The following is a 24,956-nucleotide window of genomic DNA, read 5'->3' on the forward strand; positions in this document are numbered from 1 at the left end:
CCGTTAAGAAGTTCTGTAAATTATTAATTTATCAACAACTTGATCAAATGATTCTGGATCAAAAGTTGTCAATTGAAAATCATATAAGAGACTAATAGTACTAGTTGGAAAAGCACTTAAAAACTTATCATAATAGCCTCCACCATAACCAATTCTATAGCCATCCTGTTGAAAACCCACACCTGGAACAACAATTAAATCAAGTTCATTTGTTGTCTGACCATTTGATGTTGCATAATATATGCCTTTTTTATCTTTTGCTATTTCATTTATATTATCTATTTCTTTGAATGTCATTAGACGACTTTTATAATCCATTTCTGGAACATAAACACTTTTTCCATCTTGTAATGCTTGCTCAATAATTGGAAAAGTATTTACTTCATGATTGAACGATAAAACTAAAGCAATAGTTTGTGCATGTTGATATTCACTTGTTGCAAATAACTGATCTGCTAAATATTTATCAGCCTGCCTTTTTTTATTACCATTAAATTCTTTCAACCGCCGTAAAATTTGTTGCCTTATTTCCTTCTTATTCATTTAAACACCCACTTTGTTCAATATTATTATAACGTTTATACCTTTTAATGTCATTAAGTTGAAATTTTAGAGCTTCTGCTATTTTAATAGCTAGAAGCTCTTATGCAATTAGTTCGTAAGCAGCTAATTGTAATCCTCTAATCTGCTATTTTAATAGCTGGAAGCTCTTATGCAATTAGTACCTAAGCAGCTAATTGTAATCCTCTAATCTGCTATTTTAATAGCAAGAAGTTTTTTTGTATTTAATACTTATGTAATAAATTATAAAAAATAATACGCCATTTTAATAATTTATAAAATTACGTGTTGAACTATGTTGTCTTGTGAAATTATTTAAACAATAACTTGTTTTTGATTCATTTTAATTGTCTATTGTATAAAAAAAGTGAAACCTCTTAATTAAGAGATTCCACTTTTAACTGTTATTAAATATAATTAAAAATTATTTAGTTTCACGATGTAAAGTTTGTTTGTTTTCACGTGAACAGAACTTTTTCATTTCAATACGTTCTGGATTGTTTCTTTTGTTTTTAGTTGTAATGTAGTTTCTGTCACCACATTCTGTACAAGCTAATGTAACGTTTACGCGCATGATTATTCCTCCTTACCATTTCTAAATACGACTTTATCATTATACCAATAACTATAATATTTGCAAAGTTAAAATTTTATACAGACAGTTTAGTATAATTTATTATTTTTACTATTTATTATTATCTTTTTGTGCGCTATCTTTACCTTGATGTTTAAAATAATAATTAATCACATCTTTACCTAAATCTCCACCCGGTAACCAAGGTGGTGGAACAGGTTGGTTAGTATAGACAATTGAAAATGCAAGCTTTGGATTATCGATTGGTGCATAACCAATATAAGTTGAGTTTACTCTTGGCTCTCCATCTTGGAAAACTTCAGCAGTACCAGTTTTTCCTGCTGATGGCACAACAGTATCTTTAAAGCTAGCATAGCCAGTTCCATCTTTATTATTGAAAGCCATCTTGAATCCTTCTTGAACTTCTTTAATTTCATCTTCAGAATTGTTTACTTTATTTAATACATGTCCTTTAATTTTACGTTTCACTGGTCCAAGTTCATCTTTGTTAGTAGAATCATGTATTGTCATTCCTAAATGTGGCTGAATTCTATAACCATTATTAGCGATTGTTGAAACATATTGAGAAAGTTGTAACGGTGTATAAGTATCATATTGTCCTATAGATAAATCTAAATAATTACCTGGATTATTTGTTAATGGCTCAATTTGCCCTTTAGTTTCATTTGGTAAATCTATACCAGTCTTAACACCTAAACCAACTTGATTTAAACCTTTTCTTAATTTTTGTGCAGCTTCTGTAATGTCGGTTGGTAGAGGCATACCAGAATAATATGAACTATCAGCTAATTTTAATGCCGTTTTAAACATATAAACGTTAGAAGAATGCATTAATGCTTCTTTATCATTAATTGTTATGTGTCCATTCTTATTGAAATATGAACGTTTTGTTAAACCACCTTGGAAATGTAATGGTTCATCAACCATCTGCTCTCCAACTTTGATAGCTTTATTTTGATAACCAGCAAGTAATGTTCCACCTTTTACAGATGAACCAACAGTAAATTGAGAAGCAAATGTGCCTATGTCATAATCAGTTAACTTGCCGCTTTTGCTTATTTGCTTACCTGCCATTGCTAAGATGTCACCATTTTTGGGATTTTGCACAACGATCATAGCGTTATCCATATTTTTAGCACCCATACTTCGAAGTCTGCTAATTTGTTTGTCTAACAATGATTCAACTTCTTTTTGTAAGTCTATATCAATCGTTAGTTGTAAATCATTACCACGAGCACCTGGATTAATTACTTCGGACGAAATCACTTTACCTGATTTATCTGTAGTATATTTCATTTCTTTTTTCTTACCTCTTAATACATCTTCATATTGATATTCAAGATAAGATTTACCTACTCTATCATTTCTAGAGTAGCCTTTTGATAAATATTGCTCGGTTAATTCTTTAGGAAGACCTTCTGATGGTGTAGACACATCTCCAAAAATACCACGTAAAGTATCTTTATATGGATATTTTCTATCCCAATCCATAGATGTGTTTACACCTGGTAATTTAGATAATTGTTGAGATACAGCAGCATATTCTTTCTCGCTAACATCCTCATTTTTTATCATCTGTGGATCCAAAACAGATCCAGCATTCATTTGACGATAAATGGCTAAAACTTGAAGGTCTTTTTTAGATAAGTCATCAAGTTGTTTTTTGCTAATTTTTGAGCGTAATTGCTTATCATACTGTTCTTGACTAATACTTCCATCTAAAAGTAATGACTGCTCTTTCGTCATCAATTGTTTAGCTTTTTTGGGATGAAGTTGAATCCAAAAATCTTTTTTATCTCTGTCAGTTATATTTTTGGTATCCATTTTAATTAATTTTGATAGTTTCTCAGCTGTATCTAACATTTCACTTTGACTTGTTTTTCTACCTCTAGTATATGTAATCGCCATTTTAGATGCATTATCTACAAGTACTTTCCCGTTACGATCTAATATGCGTCCACGTGGAACAGATTCATTTACTGTTATATTTTCATCACTTTTTATAATTTGCTTATAATGGCTGCCTTGTGCAATTTGCAAATAACCTAACCTCAAGATCATTATTGCAAATATAAAGATAATTACGCCAAATATAAAGTTAATTCTTTTATTGATTGTGTTTTGAACAATTTCATCATTTGATTTTTCTTTTAGTCTTTTTAGCAAAGCAACATACCTCTATTCAAAGTCTTTCATCTTAAATGATATATGAATTTGCTCAATTTTTCTATCTTTTTAAACAAAAAAATAACGGTCTCACAAAGAGACCGCTGAAAAACATCTATTATTTAGCTGCATTGTATAATTCGTCAACTTTTTCCCAGTTAACAACATTCCAAAATGCACTGATATAATCAGGACGTTTGTTTTGATATTTTAGGTAGTATGCATGTTCCCAAACATCTAAACCTAAGATAGGTGTTTTACCTTCAGTTAATGGGTTATCTTGGTTTGGAGTAGTAACGATCTCTAAGTTACCGTTATTTACTACTAACCATGCCCATCCAGAACCGAAGCGTGCAGCTGCTTTGTCTGCGAATTCTTTTTTGAATTCATCTAAAGAACCCCATTGTTCTTTAATTTTTTCAACAACTGTACCTTTTTCTTCTGAGTTTGGAGATAACATTTCCCAGAATAATGAATGGTTTAAGTGACCTCCACCATTATTACGTACTGCTGTTTGGATATCAGAAGGTACGCTATCTAAGTTAGCTACGATTTCTTCGATTGATTTAGATTCTAAATCAGTTCCTTCTACTGCTGCATTTAATTTTGTTACATACGTATTATGATGTTTGTCATGGTGAATTTCCATAGTTTGTTTGTCAATATGTGGTTCTAATGCATCATATGCATATGGTAATTTTGGTAATTCAAAAGCCATAAATAATCATCCTCCTAAAATGTCTATATAACTATAATAACAAGCTCTAATATTAACAACAAAGTTTATGCTTATTAGTAACTTATTATTATTCCTATATCTTTAATATAACTCAAATGACAAATTTTTAAACATTTTATTAGTAAAAAAGTCATAATTAATAAATAAATCATACCAATGGAGTATAAAGAAGTGGCTGAGATAATAAGTATTTTACACTTCAAATTATTCATATGACAGTATCTGTCTGTGTTATAAAATGGTGATAAATCAACGTTTTATAACACTAGTCAGTCTTGCTGGGAGGATTATGAAATAATTTGTTATGAAATAATTATTTTTATCCCCCTCCCATCTTATGCATTTGTTTAAACAAATGTAATCCTTTAATGAATTTTATAATGTGAAAATAAAATTTAGTAGGATTTATGCAATAGTTTTATCAATTGTAATTCTCTTTGTTTTATGTATCTTATGTAAAAAATATTATAGAGCCAAAAAATAAAGACTCATACAATTGAAAATCTTTGTATGAGTCTTAATAAATTATTGTTGACAACTTTCACAAACACCATAAACTTCTAATTTATGTTGATGAATGTCCACACCTGGTAATGAAGATTTTATTTGTTCGATTGGGCAGTACTCAATAACTTTTGTATCACCGCATATTTCACAAATAAAGTGATGATGGTGATGATTCGTACAAGCAATTCTAAACTTCATTTCCCCGTCTAATTCAGTACTTTCAATAATGCCTAAATCTTTAAATAGATGTAAATTTCTATAAATTGTATCAAATGATATACCCGGATAATCTTTATCCATTTCTTGTTGAATAAATTTTGCATTGATATATTTATCTTCTTTGACAAATAAATTTACCATATCATTACGTTTATCAGTATATTTTAGTCCATTATCTTTTAAAATTTTAATTGCATCATTTGTATTCATTACTACTTACTCCCTTTTTCAACTTAACTCTAACCTTTTGATACATCATCGTTAATATTAATAGAATAACTAATAATACTACAATAACACCACCAGGTGAAATATTCATATAAAATGCTAAAACTAAACCTACAATTACAGCAAATTCACCTAAAATAACACTTAATATAATTAATTGTTTGAAACTTTTTGTCAATCGCATAGCTATAGCTATAGGTAATGTAATTAGTGCACTTACTAATAATATTCCCACTACTCTCATAGATGCAGAAATCACCATAGCTACTATTGCAATAAATAAAAATTGAATCCATTTAGGAATTCCAATAACTTTACTGTATTCTTCGTCAAACGACAAAATAAATAATTCTTTATAAAAGAATGCAATAAATAGTAATACTAGCACTGTAATTATGATGATTGTAGTTAAGTCACTCAAGTTAACAGCACTAATCGAACCAAAGAGTAGTCCAACAATTTCTTGATTAAATCCATCTGCTAACGAAATAAAAATTGCACTTAATGCAATGCCTGCACTCATAATGATTGGTATAGCAATTTCTTGATAGGATTTATAAGATGTTCTTAGTTCTTCAATTAACAACGCACCAATTATAGCAAACAAGATACCAAACCACATCGGGTTGATAAATGATGCAGCAGGTAAAATAGTTAATAAAAACATGCCAAATGATATACCACCTAAGGTCACATGACTAAGTGCGTCAGCAATTAAAGATAGACGCCTAACCACAATAAAAGCACCAATCAAAGGCGCAATAAAACCTATTAAGATACCACTAATCAAGGAGTACCTCATAAAATCAAAATTTAATAATGCATCAATCAATAATGCCACTCCTTCGCTAATACTAATTTATTTTAACTACAACATTCACGATTATGTTGATGGTCAACAAATCTAACAGGATGACCATATATTTTTGATATTTCAACTTCATCAAGTGATTTAAAATCCTCTGTTGTACCGTGGAAATGTAAATGTTTATTTAAACATGCTACTTCAGTAGCGGTATCTGCAACTACTCCAATATCATGAGTAACAAGTATTATTGTGATACCTTCTTGTTTCAATTGTTCTAAAGTATCATAGAATTCATTGACATGTTTAGCATCTATACCATTCGTAGGTTCGTCTAGAACTAACACTGTAGGCTCAGAAATTAATGCTCTCGCTATCATCACTCTTTGTTGTTGACCTCCAGATAATTCTGCAATGTTCTTATTCATCAAATTAGCAATGTTTAACCTATGTAATACCTGTTCGACCTTATCAATATCTTGTCTATTAAATTTTTGAAATAATCTCTTAGTTTTAGTTAATCCACTTAAAACGACTTCTTTGACACTTGCTGGAAAGCCTGAATTAAAGGCATTTGCTTTTTGGGAAACATAACTTAGTTTTATTGATGATTTTTTATTTTTATAATTGATTCCATCAACATATATTTCGCCGTTTTGTAAGGGCAATAAACCTAATATTAATTTTAACAATGTAGATTTACCTGCTCCGTTTGGTCCCACAATAGCTAAAAATTCACCTTTATTTATTTTAATATTTATATTTTCCAATACTTGCTTATCATCATAATAATAATTTACATTTTTCAATTCAAAGACTGGTGTCATTTGTATTTTCACCTCGCATTTAACTATACAATGCATAGTTAATTATGTAAATAGTAATGTTTTCGCCTGTAAAAAATCCCAAAAAATACTCCCTAATAGATAAATACATTGAGTATTGTATCTAATCGAGAGCATAAAAAATTATTGCGCCATAATTTTTTCTTTAAGTTGTGGATCAAATTGTTGTGATTTGAGCATTTCAATTTCAAATTTATAAGGTGGTTTTTTATCTTTTTTGTCAACACCTACATATGGTGTTTCTAATATCTTTGGTATATCTTTAAATTGATTATGATGAACGATATCGTTTAATGCATCAAAGCCGATATAACCAAAGCCAATATTTTCATGGCGGTCTTTATGAGCTCCACACTCGTTTTTAGAGTCATTAACATGAACTACTTTTATTCGATCGACACCAATAATTTTATCGAATTCTGCTAAAACACCATCAAAATCTTCTTTAACGTTATAACCAGCATCATGTGTATGACATGTATCAAAGCATACTGATAAACGTTCGTTATTTTGCACTCCATCAATGATTCTAGCTAATTCTTCAAATGAACGACCAATTTCTGTTCCTTTACCAGCCATAGTTTCAAGCGCAATTCTAACATTATTATCATTAGTTAAAACTTCATTTAAACCTTCGATAATTTTATTGATTCCTGCGTCAACACCAGCACCAACATGCGCACCAGGATGAAGTACAATATCTTTTGCACCTATTGCTTGTGTTCTTTCAATTTCTTGTTGTAAGAAATCAACACCAAGGTTAAACGTTTCGGGTTTAGTAGTATTGGCAATATTAATGATATAAGGTGCATGTACGACAATATTCGATAAGCCGTACTTATCCATTACTTCATGACCTTTTTCAATATTTAAATCCTCAATACTTTTTCGTCTTGTATTCTGTGGTGCTCCTGTATAAATCATAAATGTTGATTCGCCAAATTTATGTGCCTCTTCAGCAGAACCTTCTAACATTTTCTTACCACTCATTGAAACATGTGATCCTAATAACATTAACTACACCTAACCTTTTTTATTTTGTTTACGTTTTTGTCTATTCTGCTGTTTGCTGAATTGTTTACGCTCTTGACGTTTCATACGATCGACTTCTTGTTTGAATTTCTTTTTATATCCTGGTTTAACTTTATTTTTAGTTTTACTACGCACTTTATTCTTAACTTGATTTGTTAAATGATCATCTTTACGCGTACGACGTTGTCTTGCATTATGCGCTTTAATTTCTGTTAGTTCATCATTCTTAATATCGACATTTTTAAAACTATAACCTCGATCTTCTATTAATGCGATATTATGCTCTTCGTCTGGACTATATAGTGTAATTGCTACACCTTTATAATTACCTCTTCCAGTTCTACCAACGCGATGTGTGAAGAAATCAATGTCATTAGGTACATCAAAATTAATGACATGACTAACACCTTCTATATCTATACCTCTTGACGCTAAATCACTGGCAATGACATATAGAAATTCTAAATTTCTAATTCTCTTCATTTGTTGTTTACGTTCACGAGGAGTTAAACCACCATGAATCATGCCTACTTTAACCCCAGCTTCGTTAAGATTACGAGCAAGTTCATCTGCATTATCGCGACTATTACAAAAGATAATACATAAATATGGATTTAAAATATCAATTAATTTCAACGTTTTATCAACTTTAGCTGTACCTTTAGTTGGTATCAAAAAGAATTCTATGTTCTTTTTATTTTGCTGTTTGCTATCAACTTCAACAAATTCTGGTTGATTTAAATATTTTCTTAAAAATGGTTGTAATTGTTGTGGAATTGTAGCACTAAAGACAGCAATATTAGCATTGTCATCTAATCTAGATGCAATATAGTCTACATCTTCAATTAAACCTAAATCTATCATTAAATCCGCTTCATCTATTACTAAATAACTAGCTAAATGGACGTGTAAATGACCACTTTTAGCTAGATCATTAATTCTAGTTGGAGTACCAATAATTAATTGTGGTTGATTTGTCGTTTTTTGCTTATCTTTTTCAATATCAGTTCCACCAATAAATAATTTAACTGAGATATCTTTATTAAAGCTACTTAAATGGTTAGCAGCATCATATAATTGTTGTGCTAATTCACGTGTTGGTGCTACTACGACGGCTTGTGGTTCTTTAATGTCGCTATCTATTAATTGCATTAATGGTAATAAAAATGCATGAGATTTTCCTGTACCTGTTTGAGATTGACCAATTAGATTAGTTCTTTTTAAAATTCTTGGAATGATACGATTTTGAATTTCTGTTGGTTTATCAAAATTAAGGTCTTTCACAGCGTCAATTAAACTAGAATCTAGATTAAATTGTTCAAATGGATGTTTTGCCATGATTTGGCCTCCTTATAAGTTCATCTTAACTATTATAAAGTATATATCTACTATTTTAAATAAAAACAATAAAAAACTCGAAATTTCAACAATTAGAAATCTCGAGTTTGTAGTACTAGATTAATCAATCAAAGGATGGTTAAATTTAACTGATTGTGTTGATATTTGTACACTTGAGTCATTGAAACTTATTTTTAGTGACAATGACGTTGTTAGAACTATACAGTAATATATAAGCTAATTAGATGATACTAACTCTATAAATTTGACTTATATCGATTGTTCAGATACACGAAATCACAAGCAATGAATGATTAAACATAATGAAATGGATCAGTGTTTATTTGTGATGCTTTTACTTTAACGTCTATATTCAAATCTTCAAGCCAACTATCTAATAAAGCTTTTAAACCTTGTTTCATAATATATTCACTATAATGATTAATATCTAACAAATTAACACCTTGAATAGCAGCATCTAGTGCATCGTGATGTTTGATATCACCAGTAACAAAAATATCTGCACCTTGGCATTTAGCTTTATATTCAAAGCCAATGCCACTGCCTCCAATAATTGCAATTGATTTAATTTGTTGATCATAGGGACCAACAAATCGAACACTAGGAATTTGAAGTTGATTTTTAGCATATTCTGAAAATTGTTGAATTGACATAGGATTAGTAAGTTCTCCCATTATGCCTAATCCATAATCTGATTTATCAACTATCTCAATAAAATCATAAACTGGCGTTTCATAAGGATGATATGCTTTAATCAATTGTTCAGTTAAATCTTGTTGTCCATAATCAATCATAAATTCCACTTTTACTTCTTCAACACATTCTATTTTGTCTATGTCGCCAATATGTGGATTGGCATCTCCCACAGGTTTAAATTGTCCTAATCCTTCAGTTTCAAAGAAGCAATACTCATAATTACCTTCTTGTGCTAAACCTGCCTGTGATAAACGATCTTTAAACGCTTTAACATCTACTTTAGGTATATAAGTTTGCACTTTAAAATAACGATGTTGTTGCTGGTTAATTTGACGAATGTGCTTTAATTTTAATGTATTGACTAACATATAATTAACACCAACAGGATTAACATCTAAATTAGTATGCATCGCAATTAAATTAATATTATGTTGTATTAATTTGCGAATGATTTTACCATAACCTTTATTCTCTATACTTTGAACTCCTTTAAAAATGAGAGGATGATGACTAATAATGGTATTATAGTTTAACTCAATGGCTTCATCTACAACTGCTTCAGTACAATCTAATGCTGTAAGTATACCTCTTACTTTTTCCGTTTCATCACCAATTAATAACCCCACATTATCCCATGATTCTGCAGTGTTAAAAGGAACTTTACTATCTAATAGCATCATTAGTTCTTTAATTGTCATTCTTCAACACCCTTTCAATAACAGCAATATCTGCATTTAATTCATTTAATCGTTCTTTATGTTGTTGCTCATTTAGATGTGATTTAATTTTAACTAACGCTGATAGTTCACGTTGCCATTTTTTATAAAAATAGGCATTTTTTGTTGTTAATAAAATTGGACCGAATTGTAATTCTTCACAAGTTAATTGCCTCAAGTTTTCGTTGAATTCTGCAACTACGATTTCATATATATGTCCCTTTTCTTCCATAATTATTTCATCTATAATTTCATATTTCAATTGTTGTAACATGGTTCTTATACTTTGCGTTTGAATATTACTTTGTAAAATTAATCGTGGATGTGTATTTAATTTAGACTGGCCTTCATTTAAAATTTTAGCAATTAAGGGTCCACCCATACCACAAATAGTTATAGAATTTACTTTATCATCACTGTTAATGACACTTAATCCATCGCCTAACCTTACATCTATAACATCGCGTAATTCATTAGCTGCAACATTCTTTTGTGCAGCCTGAAACGGCCCTTTGATGACTTCTCCAGCTATAGCTGTATCACAAATATGTTGTTGAATCGCATAAATTGGTAAATAAGCATGATCTGAACCAACATCAACTAGTTTACCTGGAGTTATATAGTTACTGACAATTTTTAATCGTTCATTTAAAGTAATCATCTGACTCTCCTTCGTATGTATAAAAATGAGGTTGAAACATCGTAAAATGTATCAACCTCAGTTATAAAATAAAACCTTTAATCTATGACTTATTAATCCATAAAATCTTTAAGACGTTTGCTTCGACTTGGATGTCTTAATTTTCTAAGTGCTTTAGCTTCTATTTGACGAATACGTTCACGTGTGACACCGAAAACTTTACCTACTTCTTCTAGTGTTCTTGTTCGACCATCATCTAAACCAAATCTTAAGCGTAATACATTTTCCTCTCTATCAGTTAATGTATCTAAAACATCTTCAAGTTGTTCTTTTAATAATTCATATGCTGCATGATCAGAAGGACTTTGAGCTTCCTGATCTTCAATAAAGTCACCTAAATGACTATCATCTTCTTCACCAATTGGTGTTTCTAAAGATACTGGTTCTTGTGCAATTTTCAAAATTTCTCTAACCTTTTCAGCAGGTAAATCCATTTCTTCTCCAATTTCTTCTGGAGCTGGATCTCTACCTAAATCTTGTAATAATTGACGTTGAACACGTATCAATTTATTAATTGTTTCTACCATGTGTACTGGAATACGAATTGTACGTGCTTGGTCTGCAATTGCACGTGTAATTGCTTGGCGAATCCACCATGTCGCATATGTTGAAAATTTAAATCCTTTATTAAAGTCAAATTTCTCAACAGCTTTAATTAGACCCATATTTCCTTCTTGAATCAAATCTAAGAATAACATGCCACGACCAACATAACGTTTAGCTATACTTACAACTAGTCGTAAGTTTGCTTCAGCTAATCTTGACTTAGCTACTTCATCGCCTTGTTCAATTCGTTTTGCCAATTCGATTTCTTCTTGGGCACTTAATAAATTTACACGTCCAATTTCTTTAAGATACATACGAACTGGATCGTTAATTTTCACACCTGGAGGGGCACTAAGGTCATTAGGATTTAGTTTCTCATCCGTATCTGAACTATCTTTCTCATTGACCAATGAAATATCATTATCATTCAATTGATCAAAGAAATCATCCATTTGGTCAGAATCTATATCAAAATTCTGAAGTTTTTCAGCAATTTCTTCATGACTCAAATGACCTTCTTTTTTACCTTTTTCAATTAATTGTTTTTTAACATCTTCTAATGTTAAAGTCGGATCAATTGTTTGTTTTTTAATTTTAACTGTATTATCAGACATGAAACGGCCTCCCGATTTTGAATATGAATAGTTAAAATGTATTCAATATTACTATTCTAAACTATATTCTTAATTTATTCATCCATATTTTAAATTTTATTTAACAATTTGAACTACTTTATTAATTATTTAATTAATGTCAATTATACAAATTTGGTAATAGTACTTTACCCGTATACGATTGGCTTAATCATAATTCAACATTACTGTTCAATTACATTCGCGACTTATTCAAAGCAACAATTTGCTCTAAATAATATTTTTGTAGTTCTAAGTCACCTATTCTTGATGCTTCCCTTAATTTTTGTTGCAACGATTCTACCGTTTCTGCGTTTGATTCATTAATAATATTAATATAATCTTCTATTTCATTTTCAAATGGTTCTTCATTCAAATGATACTGTTCAAAACTAATAAGTGTTTCTCTAACCTCACTCGAATCTACATTTTGAACAATATTACTAATATCATAACGATCATTCTCAGCATAATAATCATGCATGAGATTAAATATATACTTAAAGTGTGCATTTGTAAAGTCATTTGAATCAACACGTTGATAATAATTTAAAAAGATATCTTTATCATTCATAAGATGTTTTATAAATGCGCGTTCAGCTTTTTCTTGTCGGCTTAAATTATCAAATTGTGCCATCCCAACAGGCATATTTGCAGAATTATAATCATAATAAACGTCTGGATATTCTGAAGTAAATGAATGATTAAATTGTACTTCATTAGCTAGTTGCTCAGGGCTAATATTAAAAAATGGTGCTATATCATTTAATGCTTTTTGTCTCAAAATTGAAGATTTCATTAAAGATATATCTTGAGATAGTTCTTTTAGATAACGTTCATATGACAAATCATTATGCTCAATTTCATCTTTAAGGATGTTAGCCTTATAGTTTACAAAAGATTTTTTGTCATTTGTAATAAACGCTTGGAACGTGTCACTACCATATTTTCCAATATATTCATCTGGATCCATTCCAGTTGGCAATTGGATTGCAAAGACATTGATACCTTGCTGAAGTAAATGTTGACCAGTTTTAAGTGTTGCTTCGCTACCTGCAAAATCGCCGTCAAACATGATTGTAATATTTGAAGTCAATTTCTTTATGAAAGTTATATGCTCATCGGATAATTGCGTACCCATCGTTGCTACGACATTTTTTACGCCAGCTTGATCTGCTTTTATCACATCCATAAAACCTTCTAATAATACAATTTCGTCATTTTTTCTAATTACTTTACGGGCTTTATCCAAATTATAAAGTAATTTTCTTTTTTGAAATATTGGTGTTTCAGGACTATTCAAATATTTAGGTTTTTGATTTGTATAGGTTCTACCTGAATATCCAACTATTCTGCCTTGCGCATTTTTAAGTGGAAACATGATTCTATTTCTAAATCTATCATAATAACTAAAGTTTTCTTCATTACGAGAAAGCAAACCAGCTTCGTACGCCAATTCTGTGTCATAACCTTTTTTTTGTAAAAAGTCATGACAAAAATGTGAGTTATCAGGTGCAAAGCCAATTCCTCTCTCTTTGATCAAGTCATCAGTAAATCCGCGTTGTTGGAGATATTCTAAAGCTTTTTCACCTTCAACAGATTTCATTAATGCATATTGATAGAATTCTTGCATTAATTCATGCATTTCTATCATCTTCAAATCATCAGAAGCTATTTGTATTTGCGATTGTTCAGCGTTATCATTGATATCAACATGAACATTAACTCTGTCTCCTAATTCTTTGACCGCTTCAACAAATGAAATATCTTTAATTTCTTGTGTGAATTGAAATACATTACCACCTTTTTTACAACCAAAACAATGACAAATTTGTTTATCTTCAGACACAGTAAATGAAGGTGTTTTTTCATCATGAAAAGGACACAAACCGATATAATTGCGTCCTCTTTTTTCTAATTTCACATATTCACTTACCAAATCTAAAATATCTGTCTTATCTTTAATCTCATTTATAACCGATTGTTCTATTCGCACGTTAAATCACCCATTACACAGTAGTTATAATATTATACAAAATTAATGGCGAAAAAGAAATCATTTCGATTTATTTTCTTCAATATAGTGAATAATATCATTTGCTGTTTCTTCTATAGCTTTTTCCGTTACATCTATAACAGGGCAACCAATATCTTTAACGATACTTTCAAAATATTCTAGTTCTTCTTTAATACGTGCATCCGTTGCATATCGTGCTGAATCACCTAAACCAAGTTGTTTCAGTCTTTCTTTACGAATTCTATTCAACTTTTCTTCACTAATTTTTAAAGCAATACATTTTGAAGGGTCAATATCATACAAACCATCAGGTGGTGTGACTTCGGGAACAATTGGAACGTTCATTACTTTATAGCTTTTATGAGCAAGATATTGCGATAAAGGTGTCTTAGATGTTCTAGAAATACCCAATAATACTATATCTGCTTTAGGTAAACCTTTAGGGTCTTTACCATCATCGTATTTAACTGCAAATTCTATAGCGTCTATTTTTTTGAAATAGGCATCATCTAAGCGATGGACAATACCTGGTTCATTATAAGGTTCCTCTTCCACTGATTGTGATAACAAATCCATTAAAGGACCCATAATATCTACTGATTTTAATTTATATAATGCTACTTTTTCTAGCATATATTGCTTTATTTCAGGTTTAATAAGTGTATAGACAATAATTGCATTCTTATCTCTAGCTACTTGAATTACTTCATCTATATCATCGGTGGATTCTATATACGGATATCTTAAAAATTCATTTTTACATTGTTTTGGATTAAATTGTGATATACCTGCTCTAGCAACTAATTCAGCAGTCTCTCCAATAGAATCAGAAGCTACTAAAATTTTAATATTTTCCATTATTCCCCACCTATTCTTTATATAATGATACGATTAATTTAGTTATAGTAGTTTTTGATATTCTACCAATCACTTCATATTTATGATTCTCTTTTCTACGAACAATCGGAATTGAATCGATTTCTTTTTCAATCATCTGATCTGCTGCATAGATAAGTAATTCACTTTCTTCTAAAAATGTCACATTAGGCATACGTGTCATATTTATACTTATTGGAAGTTGATGAATATCTGAACCAATCATAGATGCGCGCAATAAATCTTTTCTAGAACAGACACCTATAAAATCATTATTATCATTAATAATAAATAATGTACTGACATCTTCTAAAAAAATAGTACATATTGCATCGTATACTGTCGTACTTTCTTTTAACACTACAGGGTGAGACATATAGTCTTTAACTTCAAATTGTCTTAGTTTGTCATTAAATAATTTATCCTTTGATTTACCAGAATAATAATAGCCAACGCGCGGGCGTGCTTCGAGAAATCCTGACATCGTTAATATAGCTAAATCTGGTCGTAATGTAGCTCTAGTGAGATTTAACTTTTCAGCAATATGTTCCCCTGTAATAGGTCCTTGATCTTTTACAATTTCAATGATGCGTTCTTGTCTTTGATTAAGTTCTATAGGTCCTCACCCCTCTTATATTCACATATTATTATACCTATATTTGGAGATTGTCTCAATCACATTAATTTTACTTGCCTTTAAAATATCTTTCAATTAGAATATATGTACAGCGAGTTAAGGATAGTGTAAGCTTAACAACTATTTTGGCATACTATATATAATAAATTAAAAGCGAGTGTATTCACTAATTTGGGTGGAACCGCGGGTTAAAAAATGTAAATTATTTTGTATTTAATACAAATAAAATAATAACTCGTCCCATGGAAGTAAAGTATTTGCAATAATACTGTTATTTTCCATGGGACGTTTTTATGTATAAGGAGAGAAAATGATGACAAAAGATATGGATACAATTGTTTCACTAGCTAAGCACAGAGGTTTTGTATTTCCAGGTAGTGATATCTATGGCGGTTTATCAAACACTTGGGATTATGGTCCATTAGGTGTTGAATTAAAAAATAATATTAAGAGAGCTTGGTGGCAAAAATTTATTACTCAATCACCTTATAATGTTGGTATTGATGCCGCTATTCTAATGAATCCAAAAGTTTGGGAAGCATCTGGACATTTAAATAACTTTAATGACCCAATGATTGATAATAAAGATAGTAAGATTCGTTACAGAGCTGACAAACTAATTGAAGATTATATGCAAGATGTCAAAGGTGATGAAAACTTTATCGCTGATGGTTTAAGCTTTGACGAAATGAAACGTATTATTGATGAAGAAAATATCGTATGTCCTGTAAGTAAAACTGCCAATTGGACTGACATTCGCCAATTTAACTTAATGTTCAAGACATTCCAAGGTGTTACTGAAGATTCAACAAATGAAATTTTCTTACGCCCAGAAACTGCACAAGGTATTTTTGTCAACTATAAAAACGTTCAACGTTCAATGCGTAAAAAATTACCATTTGGTATTGGACAAGTTGGTAAATCATTCCGTAATGAAATTACACCAGGCAACTTCATCTTTAGAACACGTGAGTTTGAACAAATGGAACTTGAATTTTTCTGTAAACCAGGTGAAGAAATCGAATGGCAAAATTATTGGAAAACATTTGCAAGTGATTGGTTAACAAATTTAAATATGAACAGTGAAAATATGAGATTACGTGATCATGATGAAGATGAATTATCACACTACTCAAATGCAACAACTGATATCGAATATAAATTCCCATTTGGTTGGGGTGAACTATGGGGTATCGCAAGTCGTACGGACTTTGACCTACGCCAACATGCAGAACATTCAGGTGAAGATTTCAGATACCATGATCCTGAAACAAATGAAAAATACATCCCATATTGTATTGAACCATCATTAGGTGCTGATCGTGTTACTTTAGCATTCCTATGTGATGCATATGACGAAGAAGGTGTAGAAGGTAGCAAAGATGCTCGTACAGTCTTACACTTCCACCCTGCAATAGCGCCATATAAAGCTGCTATATTACCATTAAGCAAAAAATTATCTGGTGAAGCGATTAAAATTTTTGAAGAGTTAAGCTCTAAATTCTCAATCGATTTTGATGAGTCACAATCAATTGGTAAAAGATATCGTCGACAAGACGAAATCGGTACGCCATACTGTATTACTTTTGACTTCGATTCATTAGAAGACAACCAAGTTACAGTTCGTGATAGAGATTCAATGGAACAAGTACGTATGCCAATTTCAGAATTAGAAACATTCTTAGCTGAAAAAATTAAATTTTAAGTTATAGCATAATTAAAAGCGTAAGATACACCTTCGTGGTAAGTCTTACGCTTTTATTGATTTTCTAATCTTTTTAATTGATTAATTAATTTTTGACTTTTAAAAAACATGCCTGCATATTCTCTATAAAGCATGATTAACAAATCCGACATTTCATCTAATATATCTTGGGCGATATTTAGAGAATTCATTTTGTCGATTGGTAACTTTTGTAGTATGTCTAATAAGTATAATGTTTTATTAGATATCATAACTGCATGTGGGTCTTGATAAGCTACGTTTTTAGATATTGTCCCATCAAATTTGAAACTATAACCAACTAATTGTGATTGATCTTCATTACCAGTAACAATACAATGGTCAAATGACGCTGTGAAACCAAATCGATTCATACATTTCAACAATACAATAATAGATAATAATTGTGCTGACGTGTCTTGTTCAATTTTTGTTAACACAAATTGTAGTAATTGATAATTATAAGGAGAAATATCGCCTTCATCCATAGAACGATCAATCGTTTCAGCAGCTAAAGAAGCATAACTACTTACATATAAATCCATTTGTAGTTTATAGTGCTGATTGATTACATCTACAGAATTAAGAGTTCCCATGCCCCGCCATTGATTATATATAAACAAACCATCCACAAACATTTGCGTCTGTGCTTGCAAGCCAGTTTTAACTTTTTTAGCTCTTCTTGCCATTAAGGGTACTTTAGCACCATGTTCATTTAATATAGTAATTACTTTATCAGATTCTCCATAATCAATAGCTTTTATTATAATGCCTTTTTGTCGCATTAGCATTGCACTTCACCACTCTCAAGATTAATCTTGATCTTCAATATATCCAATTTGGCGAATGAAGTTTACTTTATTTCTCCAATCTTTTTGAACCTTAACCCATAACTCTAGATAAACTTTTGAACCAAGTAACATTTCAATATCTCGTCTTGCACGTTTACCCACTTCTTTAAGTTTTTTACCACCTTTACCTATGACAATTCCTTTTTGTGAATCTCGTTCAACATAAATTGTCGCTTCAATATGTACACGATCTTCACTTTCTTTAACCATACGATCAACATTAACACCAATAGCATGCGGAATTTCTTCACTAGTTAAATGTAAAATCTTTTCTCTTATAATTTCACTTACGACAAATTGTTCAGGATGATCAGAAATTTGATCATCTGGATAATATTTAGGACCTTCAGGTAAATATGTTTTTAATACGTCTATAAAATGATCGACATTTAAACCTTCTAGGGCAGAAATAGGAACAATTTCTGTAAAGTCCATATATTTTTGATAGGCTTCTATTTTAGGCATAAGCTCATCAGGATGGACTAAATCTATTTTGTTTAAGACTAAAAAGACAGGTGTTTTAACATTTTTCAACATTTCTATAATATACTCATCGCCACGTCCGATATCTTCATTGGCATTAACCATAAACATGATAGCATCTATTTCAGAAAGTGTATTTTTAGCTACTCTCATCATATAGTCTCCTAATTTATGCTTAGGTTTATGGATTCCCGGTGTATCAATAAAGATGATTTGCGCATCATCTCGTGTCATGACACCTTGAATTTTATTTCTAGTAGTCTGAGCTTTATCAGACATGATTGCAATTTTATGACCAATTACTCTATTTACAAATGTTGATTTTCCAACATTAGGTCTACCGATAATTGATACAAATCCTGATTTATGTTCTGTCATCTATTTTAAATCCTTTCCTGAAAATCCAAATGGTAATAATTCTTCTACAGTCATTGTTACTACATCGCCGTTATGATTAGTCATATAGATAGGCATATCATCATCACATAATTCTTTCAACACTTGTCTACATGCCCCACATGGTGAAGACGGCTCATCAGCATCAACGGTTACTGTCATAGATTCAAAATCACCTGGTCGATAACCTTGCGATATCGCTGCAACTAAACTTGATCTCTCTGCACAAATTGATAATGGGTATGATGCATTTTCGACATTAACACCATAAAATGTTCTACCATCTTTAGCTTTTAAGTAAGCACCTACTTTAAAATTACTATATGGCGCATAAGCTTCTTGTTGGGCTTTTCTAACTTCTTGAAAATAATGTGGTTGGTAACTCATTCAATTCTCCTCCTAAAATAGCGCAATAAAATATGGTACAAATACAATTAAACCGATAATTAAAGCCAAAATAGAAACAATTAGCACACTGAAGGCTGCAATATCTTTAGCAAATTTAGCAAACTCATGATATTCAGTTGTTACTAAATCAACAACATATTCAATTGACGTATTTAGTGCTTCAACAGTTAATACCAATGCAATGGCTATAAGAATAAATATCCACTCATGTGAATCAATTTTAAAAATAAAACCAAATACAATAGCAACAATCATGACAAATATATGCAATAAAAATTTGTGATCTTTCTGCAATAATACTTTCAATCCATCAAGAGCGTATTTAAAGCGTTTCATTATACATCTCTCGTTAAACCATAAGCGTTTAATATAGCATCTTGGCGACCAAACATTTGTTGTTCGTCTTCGGTAGTCATGTGATCATATCCCAATAAATGCAGAAATCCATGAAGTGCTAAAAATCCTAATTCTCGTTCGAATGAGTGTCCATAATTATCAGCTTGTTCTTGAGCAACGTCTGTACAAATAATAATATCCCCAAGTACTCGAGGAATATCAAAATCATTAAAATCAATTTCTGGTTCATCTTCTTCTAACGCAAATGAAATGACATCAGTCACTTTATCTTTATCACGATAAGTGCGATTGATTGTTTGTATTTCTTCTTTATCTACAAAAGTTACTGATAATTCAGCTTCTTCATCAATTTGTTCTTGTTGTTTAGCAAAATTCAATAGCTCTTCAATTTGATGATACCACTCTTCTTTTACTAGGTTAGTATGGTCACTAAAATCAATAGTAAACATTTAGCCCTCTCCTTCATATTGTTCAATTATTTTACTTACTAATGGATGTCTCACTACATCGCTTTGATCTAGTTTTAAAATACTAATACCTTTAACACCGTGTAATTTATTCACAGCTTCTTTCAAACCACTTTTAACACCTTTAGGTAAATCTATTTGTGTTTGATCCCCAGTCACAACCATCTTAGAACCAAACCCAAGTCGTGTTAAGAACATTTTCATTTGGGCATGTGTTGTATTTTGGGCTTCATCTAATATAACAAACGCATCATCTAATGTACGTCCTCTCATATAAGCTAATGGTGCAATTTCAATAATTCCACGTTCAATAAAACGTTCTGTTTGTTCTCTACCTAAAACTGTGTTTAAACCATCATATAAAGGTCTTAAGTATGGATCTACTTTTTCTTTTAAATCTCCAGGTAAGAATCCTAATGACTCACCAGCTTCTACTGCAGGTCTAGTCAATACAATTCGTTTAACATTACCTTTTCTTAATTGTTGTGCTGCATATACTACAGCTAAGAATGTTTTACCTGTACCTGCTGGTCCAATACCGAATACCAAATCATTATTTTTCATGGCATTAATATACATGCGTTGACCCATTGTCTTGGCTCTTATAGTTTTACCATAGGCATCTTTTGTGATTTCTTCCTCATACAAATCTATTAAATGTTGTATCGTATTGTTATGAGCCATTTGAATAGCTGCTTCTACATCTTTCAAAGTAATATTATTACCTAACTCTATTACTTTCAATAAATTCCTTAATACTGATTCTGCTTTTTCAACATTTTCGACATTAGCACCTTTTACAGCAATTTCTTGACCTCTTGCATGGATGACAACATCGAAACTTTCCTCGATAGCTTTTAAATGTTCATCGTTATTACCAATTAAAGCTTGAGATTGATTCATATTGTCTATTTGTATAATTCCAGGCATACATGCGCTCCTTTTCTATTAAACTACTATTTTAATTATTGTCATATCTTATTAATTATATCATGCAATGTATGTAAATTAACGTCTTTAACTTTAGTTATTATTATTTCTTTATATTTAAAAGTCTACTAGAGACTGAATCGTTTCACAAATGTTAAAACTCTATCAATTATAACTACTCATATTGTTAGTTAACTAAATTTAATTGTGAATTAAAGCAACAATTTCAGTCAAAAAATAAGGAGCTAAATTAGCTTTAGCCCCTCATTAGTTTCACTATTATAATTGTTTTGGTTTATTAAGAACTTCTGACCATATCATGCCATTAATAATTTCATCACTATCAAATTGGAATGGTGAATGCGTCATATTTTTTTCGACATTTTGAGAATTTAATAATTGCTTTAACTTTATGCGTTTTGTACGTTCAGATAAATATTTATCTTCAATGATATGACGCGCTCTTTTTTCCATTAAAGCAAGTTGTTTTTCTTTCTCTTTATCAATGTCGCTTCGTATCATTTTAATGTCATCTTTTAGTGATTGTTCTAATTGACGTTTGATTTCATCAGAATTTTCATCTCTAGTCATAGACTGTCTTGGATTATTATGATTATCTTTATGACTCGGTTTACTTTGTGTCATAGTAGGTTGATATTCTGGACTAGGTTTAGATGACTCTGTAAAAACTTTACGTTCTTTTGTTGAATCTTTTGTTGATTCATTATCAAATAATGGGGGTAACGTATCATCAATTTTACGCTTTGATTTCTTTTTATCTTCCCCATCATTTAACTCATCACTAATTTCTTTAAATGTACGCTCAATTTGTTCAAAGAAACCACCTTTTTCAGGTCGTTTTTCTTCAGGTGTTTTTTGAGGTGGTTTTTGATTTTGTCTATCTTTATGACTATTTTCACGCATCGTAGTAATGATAGAAATGATTACCGATATGACAAAAATTATAATACCGATATTCATTTAACCACCTCGTTTTTATTGTTCAGGTGTTTCATCATCATTTTGATCAGTTCGCTTATTAATAGCGTTTCTCATACCAGTATCTGCTTCAATATTTTTTAAATTGTAATAATCCTTAACTGAAATATTTCCTGATCTCAATGCTTCAGCCATTGCAAGAGGTACTTCTGATTCGGCTTCAACAACTTTGGCATGCATTTCTTGCACACGTGCTTTCATTTCTTGTTCAGTTGCAACAGCCATCGCTCTTCTCTCTTCAGCTTTAGCTTGTGCAATATTCTTGTCAGCCAATGCTTGTTCTGTTTGTAAATCTGCACCAATATTTTTACTTATGTCTACGTCAGCAATATCTATTGATAAAATTTCAAATGCAGTACCAGAGTCTAGACCTTTACTTAACACAGTTTTAGAGATATTGTCTGGATTTTCAAGAACTTGTGTATGATGCTCACTTGAACCAATAGTAGAAACGATACCTTCACCAACACGAGCAATGATAGTTTCTTCACCAGCACCACCTACTAAACGTGCAATATTAGCTCTTACTGTAATACGTGCTTTCGCTTTAACTTCAATACCGTTCATTGCAACACCAGCGATAAATGGTGTTTCAATCACTTTTGGGTTAACTGACATTTGTACTGCTTCTAATACATCTCTTCCGGCAAGATCTATTGCAGCCGCGCGTTCAAATGGTAAATCTATATCAGCACGTTGAGCTGCAATATTAGCATCTACTACTCTATCAACATTACCACCAGCTAAATAATGTGATTCTAATTGATTTGTAGTAAGTACCAAGCCAGCTTTATGAGCTTTAATTAAAGGTGCAATGACCTTTCTTGGAGATACACGACGTAAACGCATACCTACTAATGTACCAATTCCTACATGAACTCCTGCTGCTAATGCTGAAATCCACAACCCAATAGGTACAAATGAAAATAAAATTAATAATGCGACTATGATGATAACCGCAATAACGATAAAGCTAACACTTAACATATAATCTCTCCTTATTTTTAGTTGGTTTCTCTTACAACAACTCTACTACCTTCAACTTCTAAAATTTCAACTGTCTTATTACGAAGAATAAAATTCCCATCAGACACAGCATCAATTCTTTCATTTTCACAAAAAATAATGCCAGCAGGTCGAAGGTCAGTAACTGTTTGAGCTTTCTTACCAACGAGGTGCGAACGATTATCTTGAGATATGTAACCTGCCTCAGAGCTAGTTGAGTCTTTTAAAATAACTTTATCTAAAAATGGAATTTTTCTATTGAATATTTTCACTAATATCACCCATTCTATAATTGTGAATATCAAAGCTACTATTACGTTGCCAAGCATTAAAAGTAAGTTATCTCCTAATGTTATAATACTTATTGTTATTAAAGTCATTCCAATTAGTCCGATGACAGCTCCAACAACAAATAGTTCAATAACAACCAATATTACTCCTATAGAAAATAATAAAACTGAATGAAGATTTACGTCCCCTTGAACTAAAAAGCCAAAAAATAAAAGAAGTAATGCAATTGAAGATAAAATTCCTGCAGCATTGATATGTTTAGAATATAGTTGGTATACAAAACCTAAAAATACTATACATGTAAGAAGTAATGATATTACTGGATTAACAATCGCCTCGCTTAATTGTTTAATCCAATCGTTATCAATAGTAAATGCCAAAAATTTAGTCATTTTTATTACATTGATATAATCCAAAATCTCACCTCGCCCTCAATAATATTATACATGAAACCGTAAACATATAATAGTAAAAAGAAACATATAAAAATATCATTAAATATTTTAATTATTATTATATATCTTGATTTATTAATGGATCTTAACACTTGCTATTAAAAAGTCATGGATGACAAACATCTTATGCATAATAAAGCTATAATTGGCTTAACCATGAGATTTATAAAGCGATGATTAAACTAGTAACACCTTTAAACTTAAATATAACTAAATAAATATTTCAAAATTTTAAACTTAACACAGTTATTAGATACAAATACCAATTAACCATTTGATTTCAATATCATTTTACAAACAAAGAAAAAGACACTATAAACTAGTACTTACTAGCCTATAGTGTCTTCAATTATATAATTAATATTCGTGTTGAGGGAGTCAACAGAGGTATTAATTATTTGAATTTACGCTTACGCGCAGCTTCTGATTTCTTTTTACGTTTTACGCTTGGTTTTTCGTAAAACTCACGTTTACGTACTTCTTGGATTGTTCCACTTTTAGAAACTGAACGTTTAAATCTACGTAATGCATCTTCAAGTGATTCATTTTTACGTACTACTGTTTTAGACATCTGTATTTCCCTCCCTCCAAATATCAACGGAACTTTATAGTCATTTGCATAGTAAAACTATGCATTAATAAGTATAATATATATGCAATTTGTGGTCAATTAGTAAATTCTTTTTTATTTGAAACATATTTCACAATAGAGACA

The 24,956-nt window shown here is 30.8% G+C and carries 25 protein-coding genes and 1 pseudogene; 1 reads left to right on the forward strand and 25 read right to left on the reverse strand.

Annotated features, from left to right (window positions below):
- Positions 1-3: 3 nt before the first annotated feature.
- From CD113_RS06790 to CD113_RS06860, 15 genes and pseudogenes are all read right to left on the reverse strand, one after another.
- Positions 4-543, reverse strand: a complete 540-nt coding sequence (locus tag CD113_RS06790; RefSeq protein ID WP_002464343.1) for a 5-formyltetrahydrofolate cyclo-ligase — start codon at positions 541-543, stop codon at positions 4-6.
- Between the two features lie 442 nt (positions 544-985).
- On the reverse strand, positions 986-1,135 hold the full coding sequence (rpmG, locus tag CD113_RS06795) for a 50S ribosomal protein L33 (RefSeq protein ID WP_002464344.1): 150 nt from the start codon (positions 1,133-1,135) through the stop codon (positions 986-988).
- A gap of 111 nt (positions 1,136-1,246) precedes the next feature.
- Positions 1,247-3,322: a peptidoglycan D,D-transpeptidase FtsI family protein gene (locus CD113_RS06800; protein ID WP_095092722.1), complete on the reverse strand. Its 2,076-nt coding sequence runs from the start codon at positions 3,320-3,322 to the stop codon at positions 1,247-1,249.
- Between the two features lie 118 nt (positions 3,323-3,440).
- Positions 3,441-4,040 carry a superoxide dismutase gene (locus CD113_RS06805; protein WP_002465016.1) on the reverse strand — a complete coding sequence of 200 codons (600 nt, stop codon included), beginning with the start codon at positions 4,038-4,040 and terminating at the stop codon, positions 3,441-3,443.
- 546 nt (positions 4,041-4,586) lie between these two features.
- Positions 4,587-4,997, reverse strand: a complete 411-nt coding sequence (locus CD113_RS06810; protein ID WP_002465017.1) for a Fur family transcriptional regulator — start codon at positions 4,995-4,997, stop codon at positions 4,587-4,589.
- Positions 4,984-5,847, reverse strand: a complete 864-nt coding sequence (locus tag CD113_RS06815; protein ID WP_095092724.1) for a metal ABC transporter permease — start codon at positions 5,845-5,847, stop codon at positions 4,984-4,986. Before CD113_RS06815 ends, CD113_RS06810 begins: the two co-directional genes overlap by 14 nt.
- A 32-nt stretch (positions 5,848-5,879) precedes the next feature.
- Positions 5,880-6,666: pseudogene (locus CD113_RS06820) on the reverse strand (metal ABC transporter ATP-binding protein).
- Between the two features lie 122 nt (positions 6,667-6,788).
- On the reverse strand, positions 6,789-7,679 hold the full coding sequence (locus tag CD113_RS06825) for a deoxyribonuclease IV (protein ID WP_095092728.1): 891 nt from the start codon (positions 7,677-7,679) through the stop codon (positions 6,789-6,791).
- A gap of 9 nt (positions 7,680-7,688) precedes the next feature.
- Entirely contained in the window at positions 7,689-9,035 is a 1,347-nt protein-coding gene (locus CD113_RS06830) for a DEAD/DEAH box helicase (protein WP_095092729.1), read from the reverse strand.
- A 314-nt stretch (positions 9,036-9,349) separates the two neighbouring features.
- On the reverse strand, positions 9,350-10,450 hold the full coding sequence (locus CD113_RS06835) for a Nif3-like dinuclear metal center hexameric protein (protein ID WP_002465146.1): 1,101 nt from the start codon (positions 10,448-10,450) through the stop codon (positions 9,350-9,352).
- Positions 10,440-11,129 carry a tRNA (adenine(22)-N(1))-methyltransferase gene (locus CD113_RS06840; RefSeq protein WP_002465145.1) on the reverse strand — a complete coding sequence of 230 codons (690 nt, stop codon included), beginning with the start codon at positions 11,127-11,129 and terminating at the stop codon, positions 10,440-10,442. The genes CD113_RS06835 and CD113_RS06840 overlap by 11 nt, the downstream gene beginning before the upstream one ends.
- Before the next feature lie 92 nt (positions 11,130-11,221).
- Positions 11,222-12,328, reverse strand: coding sequence for an RNA polymerase sigma factor RpoD (rpoD, locus tag CD113_RS06845; protein WP_002465144.1), 1,107 nt, complete (start codon positions 12,326-12,328; stop codon positions 11,222-11,224).
- Between the two features lie 214 nt (positions 12,329-12,542).
- Positions 12,543-14,342 (reverse strand): DNA primase, encoded by a 1,800-nt coding sequence (dnaG, locus tag CD113_RS06850; protein WP_002465143.1) that lies wholly within the window; start codon positions 14,340-14,342, stop codon positions 12,543-12,545.
- A gap of 60 nt (positions 14,343-14,402) precedes the next feature.
- Positions 14,403-15,221, reverse strand: coding sequence for a pyruvate, water dikinase regulatory protein (locus CD113_RS06855; protein WP_002465142.1), 819 nt, complete (start codon positions 15,219-15,221; stop codon positions 14,403-14,405).
- Between the two features lie 10 nt (positions 15,222-15,231).
- Positions 15,232-15,855: a helix-turn-helix transcriptional regulator gene (locus tag CD113_RS06860; RefSeq protein WP_088177522.1), complete on the reverse strand. Its 624-nt coding sequence runs from the start codon at positions 15,853-15,855 to the stop codon at positions 15,232-15,234.
- 334 nt (positions 15,856-16,189) lie between these two features.
- Here CD113_RS06860 and CD113_RS06865 point away from each other — a divergent pair, with 334 nt between their 5' ends.
- A complete protein-coding gene (locus tag CD113_RS06865; RefSeq protein WP_002465140.1) occupies positions 16,190-17,581 on the forward strand; it encodes a glycine--tRNA ligase in 1,392 nt (463 codons plus the stop codon).
- 53 nt (positions 17,582-17,634) lie between these two features.
- Here the strand turns inward: CD113_RS06865 and recO are convergent, their stop codons facing one another.
- The 10 genes from recO to rpsU form a co-directional block, all read right to left on the reverse strand.
- Positions 17,635-18,384, reverse strand: a complete 750-nt coding sequence (gene recO, locus CD113_RS06870; RefSeq protein ID WP_088177524.1) for a DNA repair protein RecO — start codon at positions 18,382-18,384, stop codon at positions 17,635-17,637.
- 27 nt (positions 18,385-18,411) lie between these two features.
- Positions 18,412-19,311: a GTPase Era gene (gene era, locus CD113_RS06875; protein WP_002465138.1), complete on the reverse strand. Its 900-nt coding sequence runs from the start codon at positions 19,309-19,311 to the stop codon at positions 18,412-18,414.
- Entirely contained in the window at positions 19,312-19,716 is a 405-nt protein-coding gene (cdd, locus tag CD113_RS06880) for a cytidine deaminase (protein ID WP_002465137.1), read from the reverse strand.
- A 12-nt stretch (positions 19,717-19,728) separates the two neighbouring features.
- Positions 19,729-20,073, reverse strand: a complete 345-nt coding sequence (locus CD113_RS06885; RefSeq protein ID WP_002465136.1) for a diacylglycerol kinase family protein — start codon at positions 20,071-20,073, stop codon at positions 19,729-19,731.
- Entirely contained in the window at positions 20,073-20,543 is a 471-nt protein-coding gene (gene ybeY, locus CD113_RS06890) for an rRNA maturation RNase YbeY (protein ID WP_002465135.1), read from the reverse strand. Before ybeY ends, CD113_RS06885 begins: the two co-directional genes overlap by 1 nt.
- Positions 20,544-21,491: a PhoH family protein gene (locus tag CD113_RS06895; protein WP_002465134.1), complete on the reverse strand. Its 948-nt coding sequence runs from the start codon at positions 21,489-21,491 to the stop codon at positions 20,544-20,546.
- Between the two features lie 279 nt (positions 21,492-21,770).
- Complete coding sequence (locus CD113_RS06900; RefSeq protein ID WP_002465133.1) at positions 21,771-22,472, reverse strand: hypothetical protein; 702 nt, start codon at positions 22,470-22,472, stop codon at positions 21,771-21,773.
- 15 nt (positions 22,473-22,487) lie between these two features.
- Positions 22,488-23,477: a flotillin-like protein FloA gene (floA, locus tag CD113_RS06905; protein WP_002465132.1), complete on the reverse strand. Its 990-nt coding sequence runs from the start codon at positions 23,475-23,477 to the stop codon at positions 22,488-22,490.
- Between the two features lie 17 nt (positions 23,478-23,494).
- A complete protein-coding gene (locus tag CD113_RS06910; protein ID WP_088177523.1) occupies positions 23,495-24,178 on the reverse strand; it encodes an NfeD family protein in 684 nt (227 codons plus the stop codon).
- Positions 24,179-24,635: 457 nt separating this feature from the next.
- Positions 24,636-24,812, reverse strand: a complete 177-nt coding sequence (gene rpsU, locus CD113_RS06915) for a 30S ribosomal protein S21 (protein ID WP_000048060.1) — start codon at positions 24,810-24,812, stop codon at positions 24,636-24,638.
- Between the last annotated feature and the right edge of the window lie 144 nt (positions 24,813-24,956).

The organism is Staphylococcus simiae, from assembly GCF_002902085.1.
Lineage (GTDB): Bacteria > Bacillota > Bacilli > Staphylococcales > Staphylococcaceae > Staphylococcus > Staphylococcus simiae.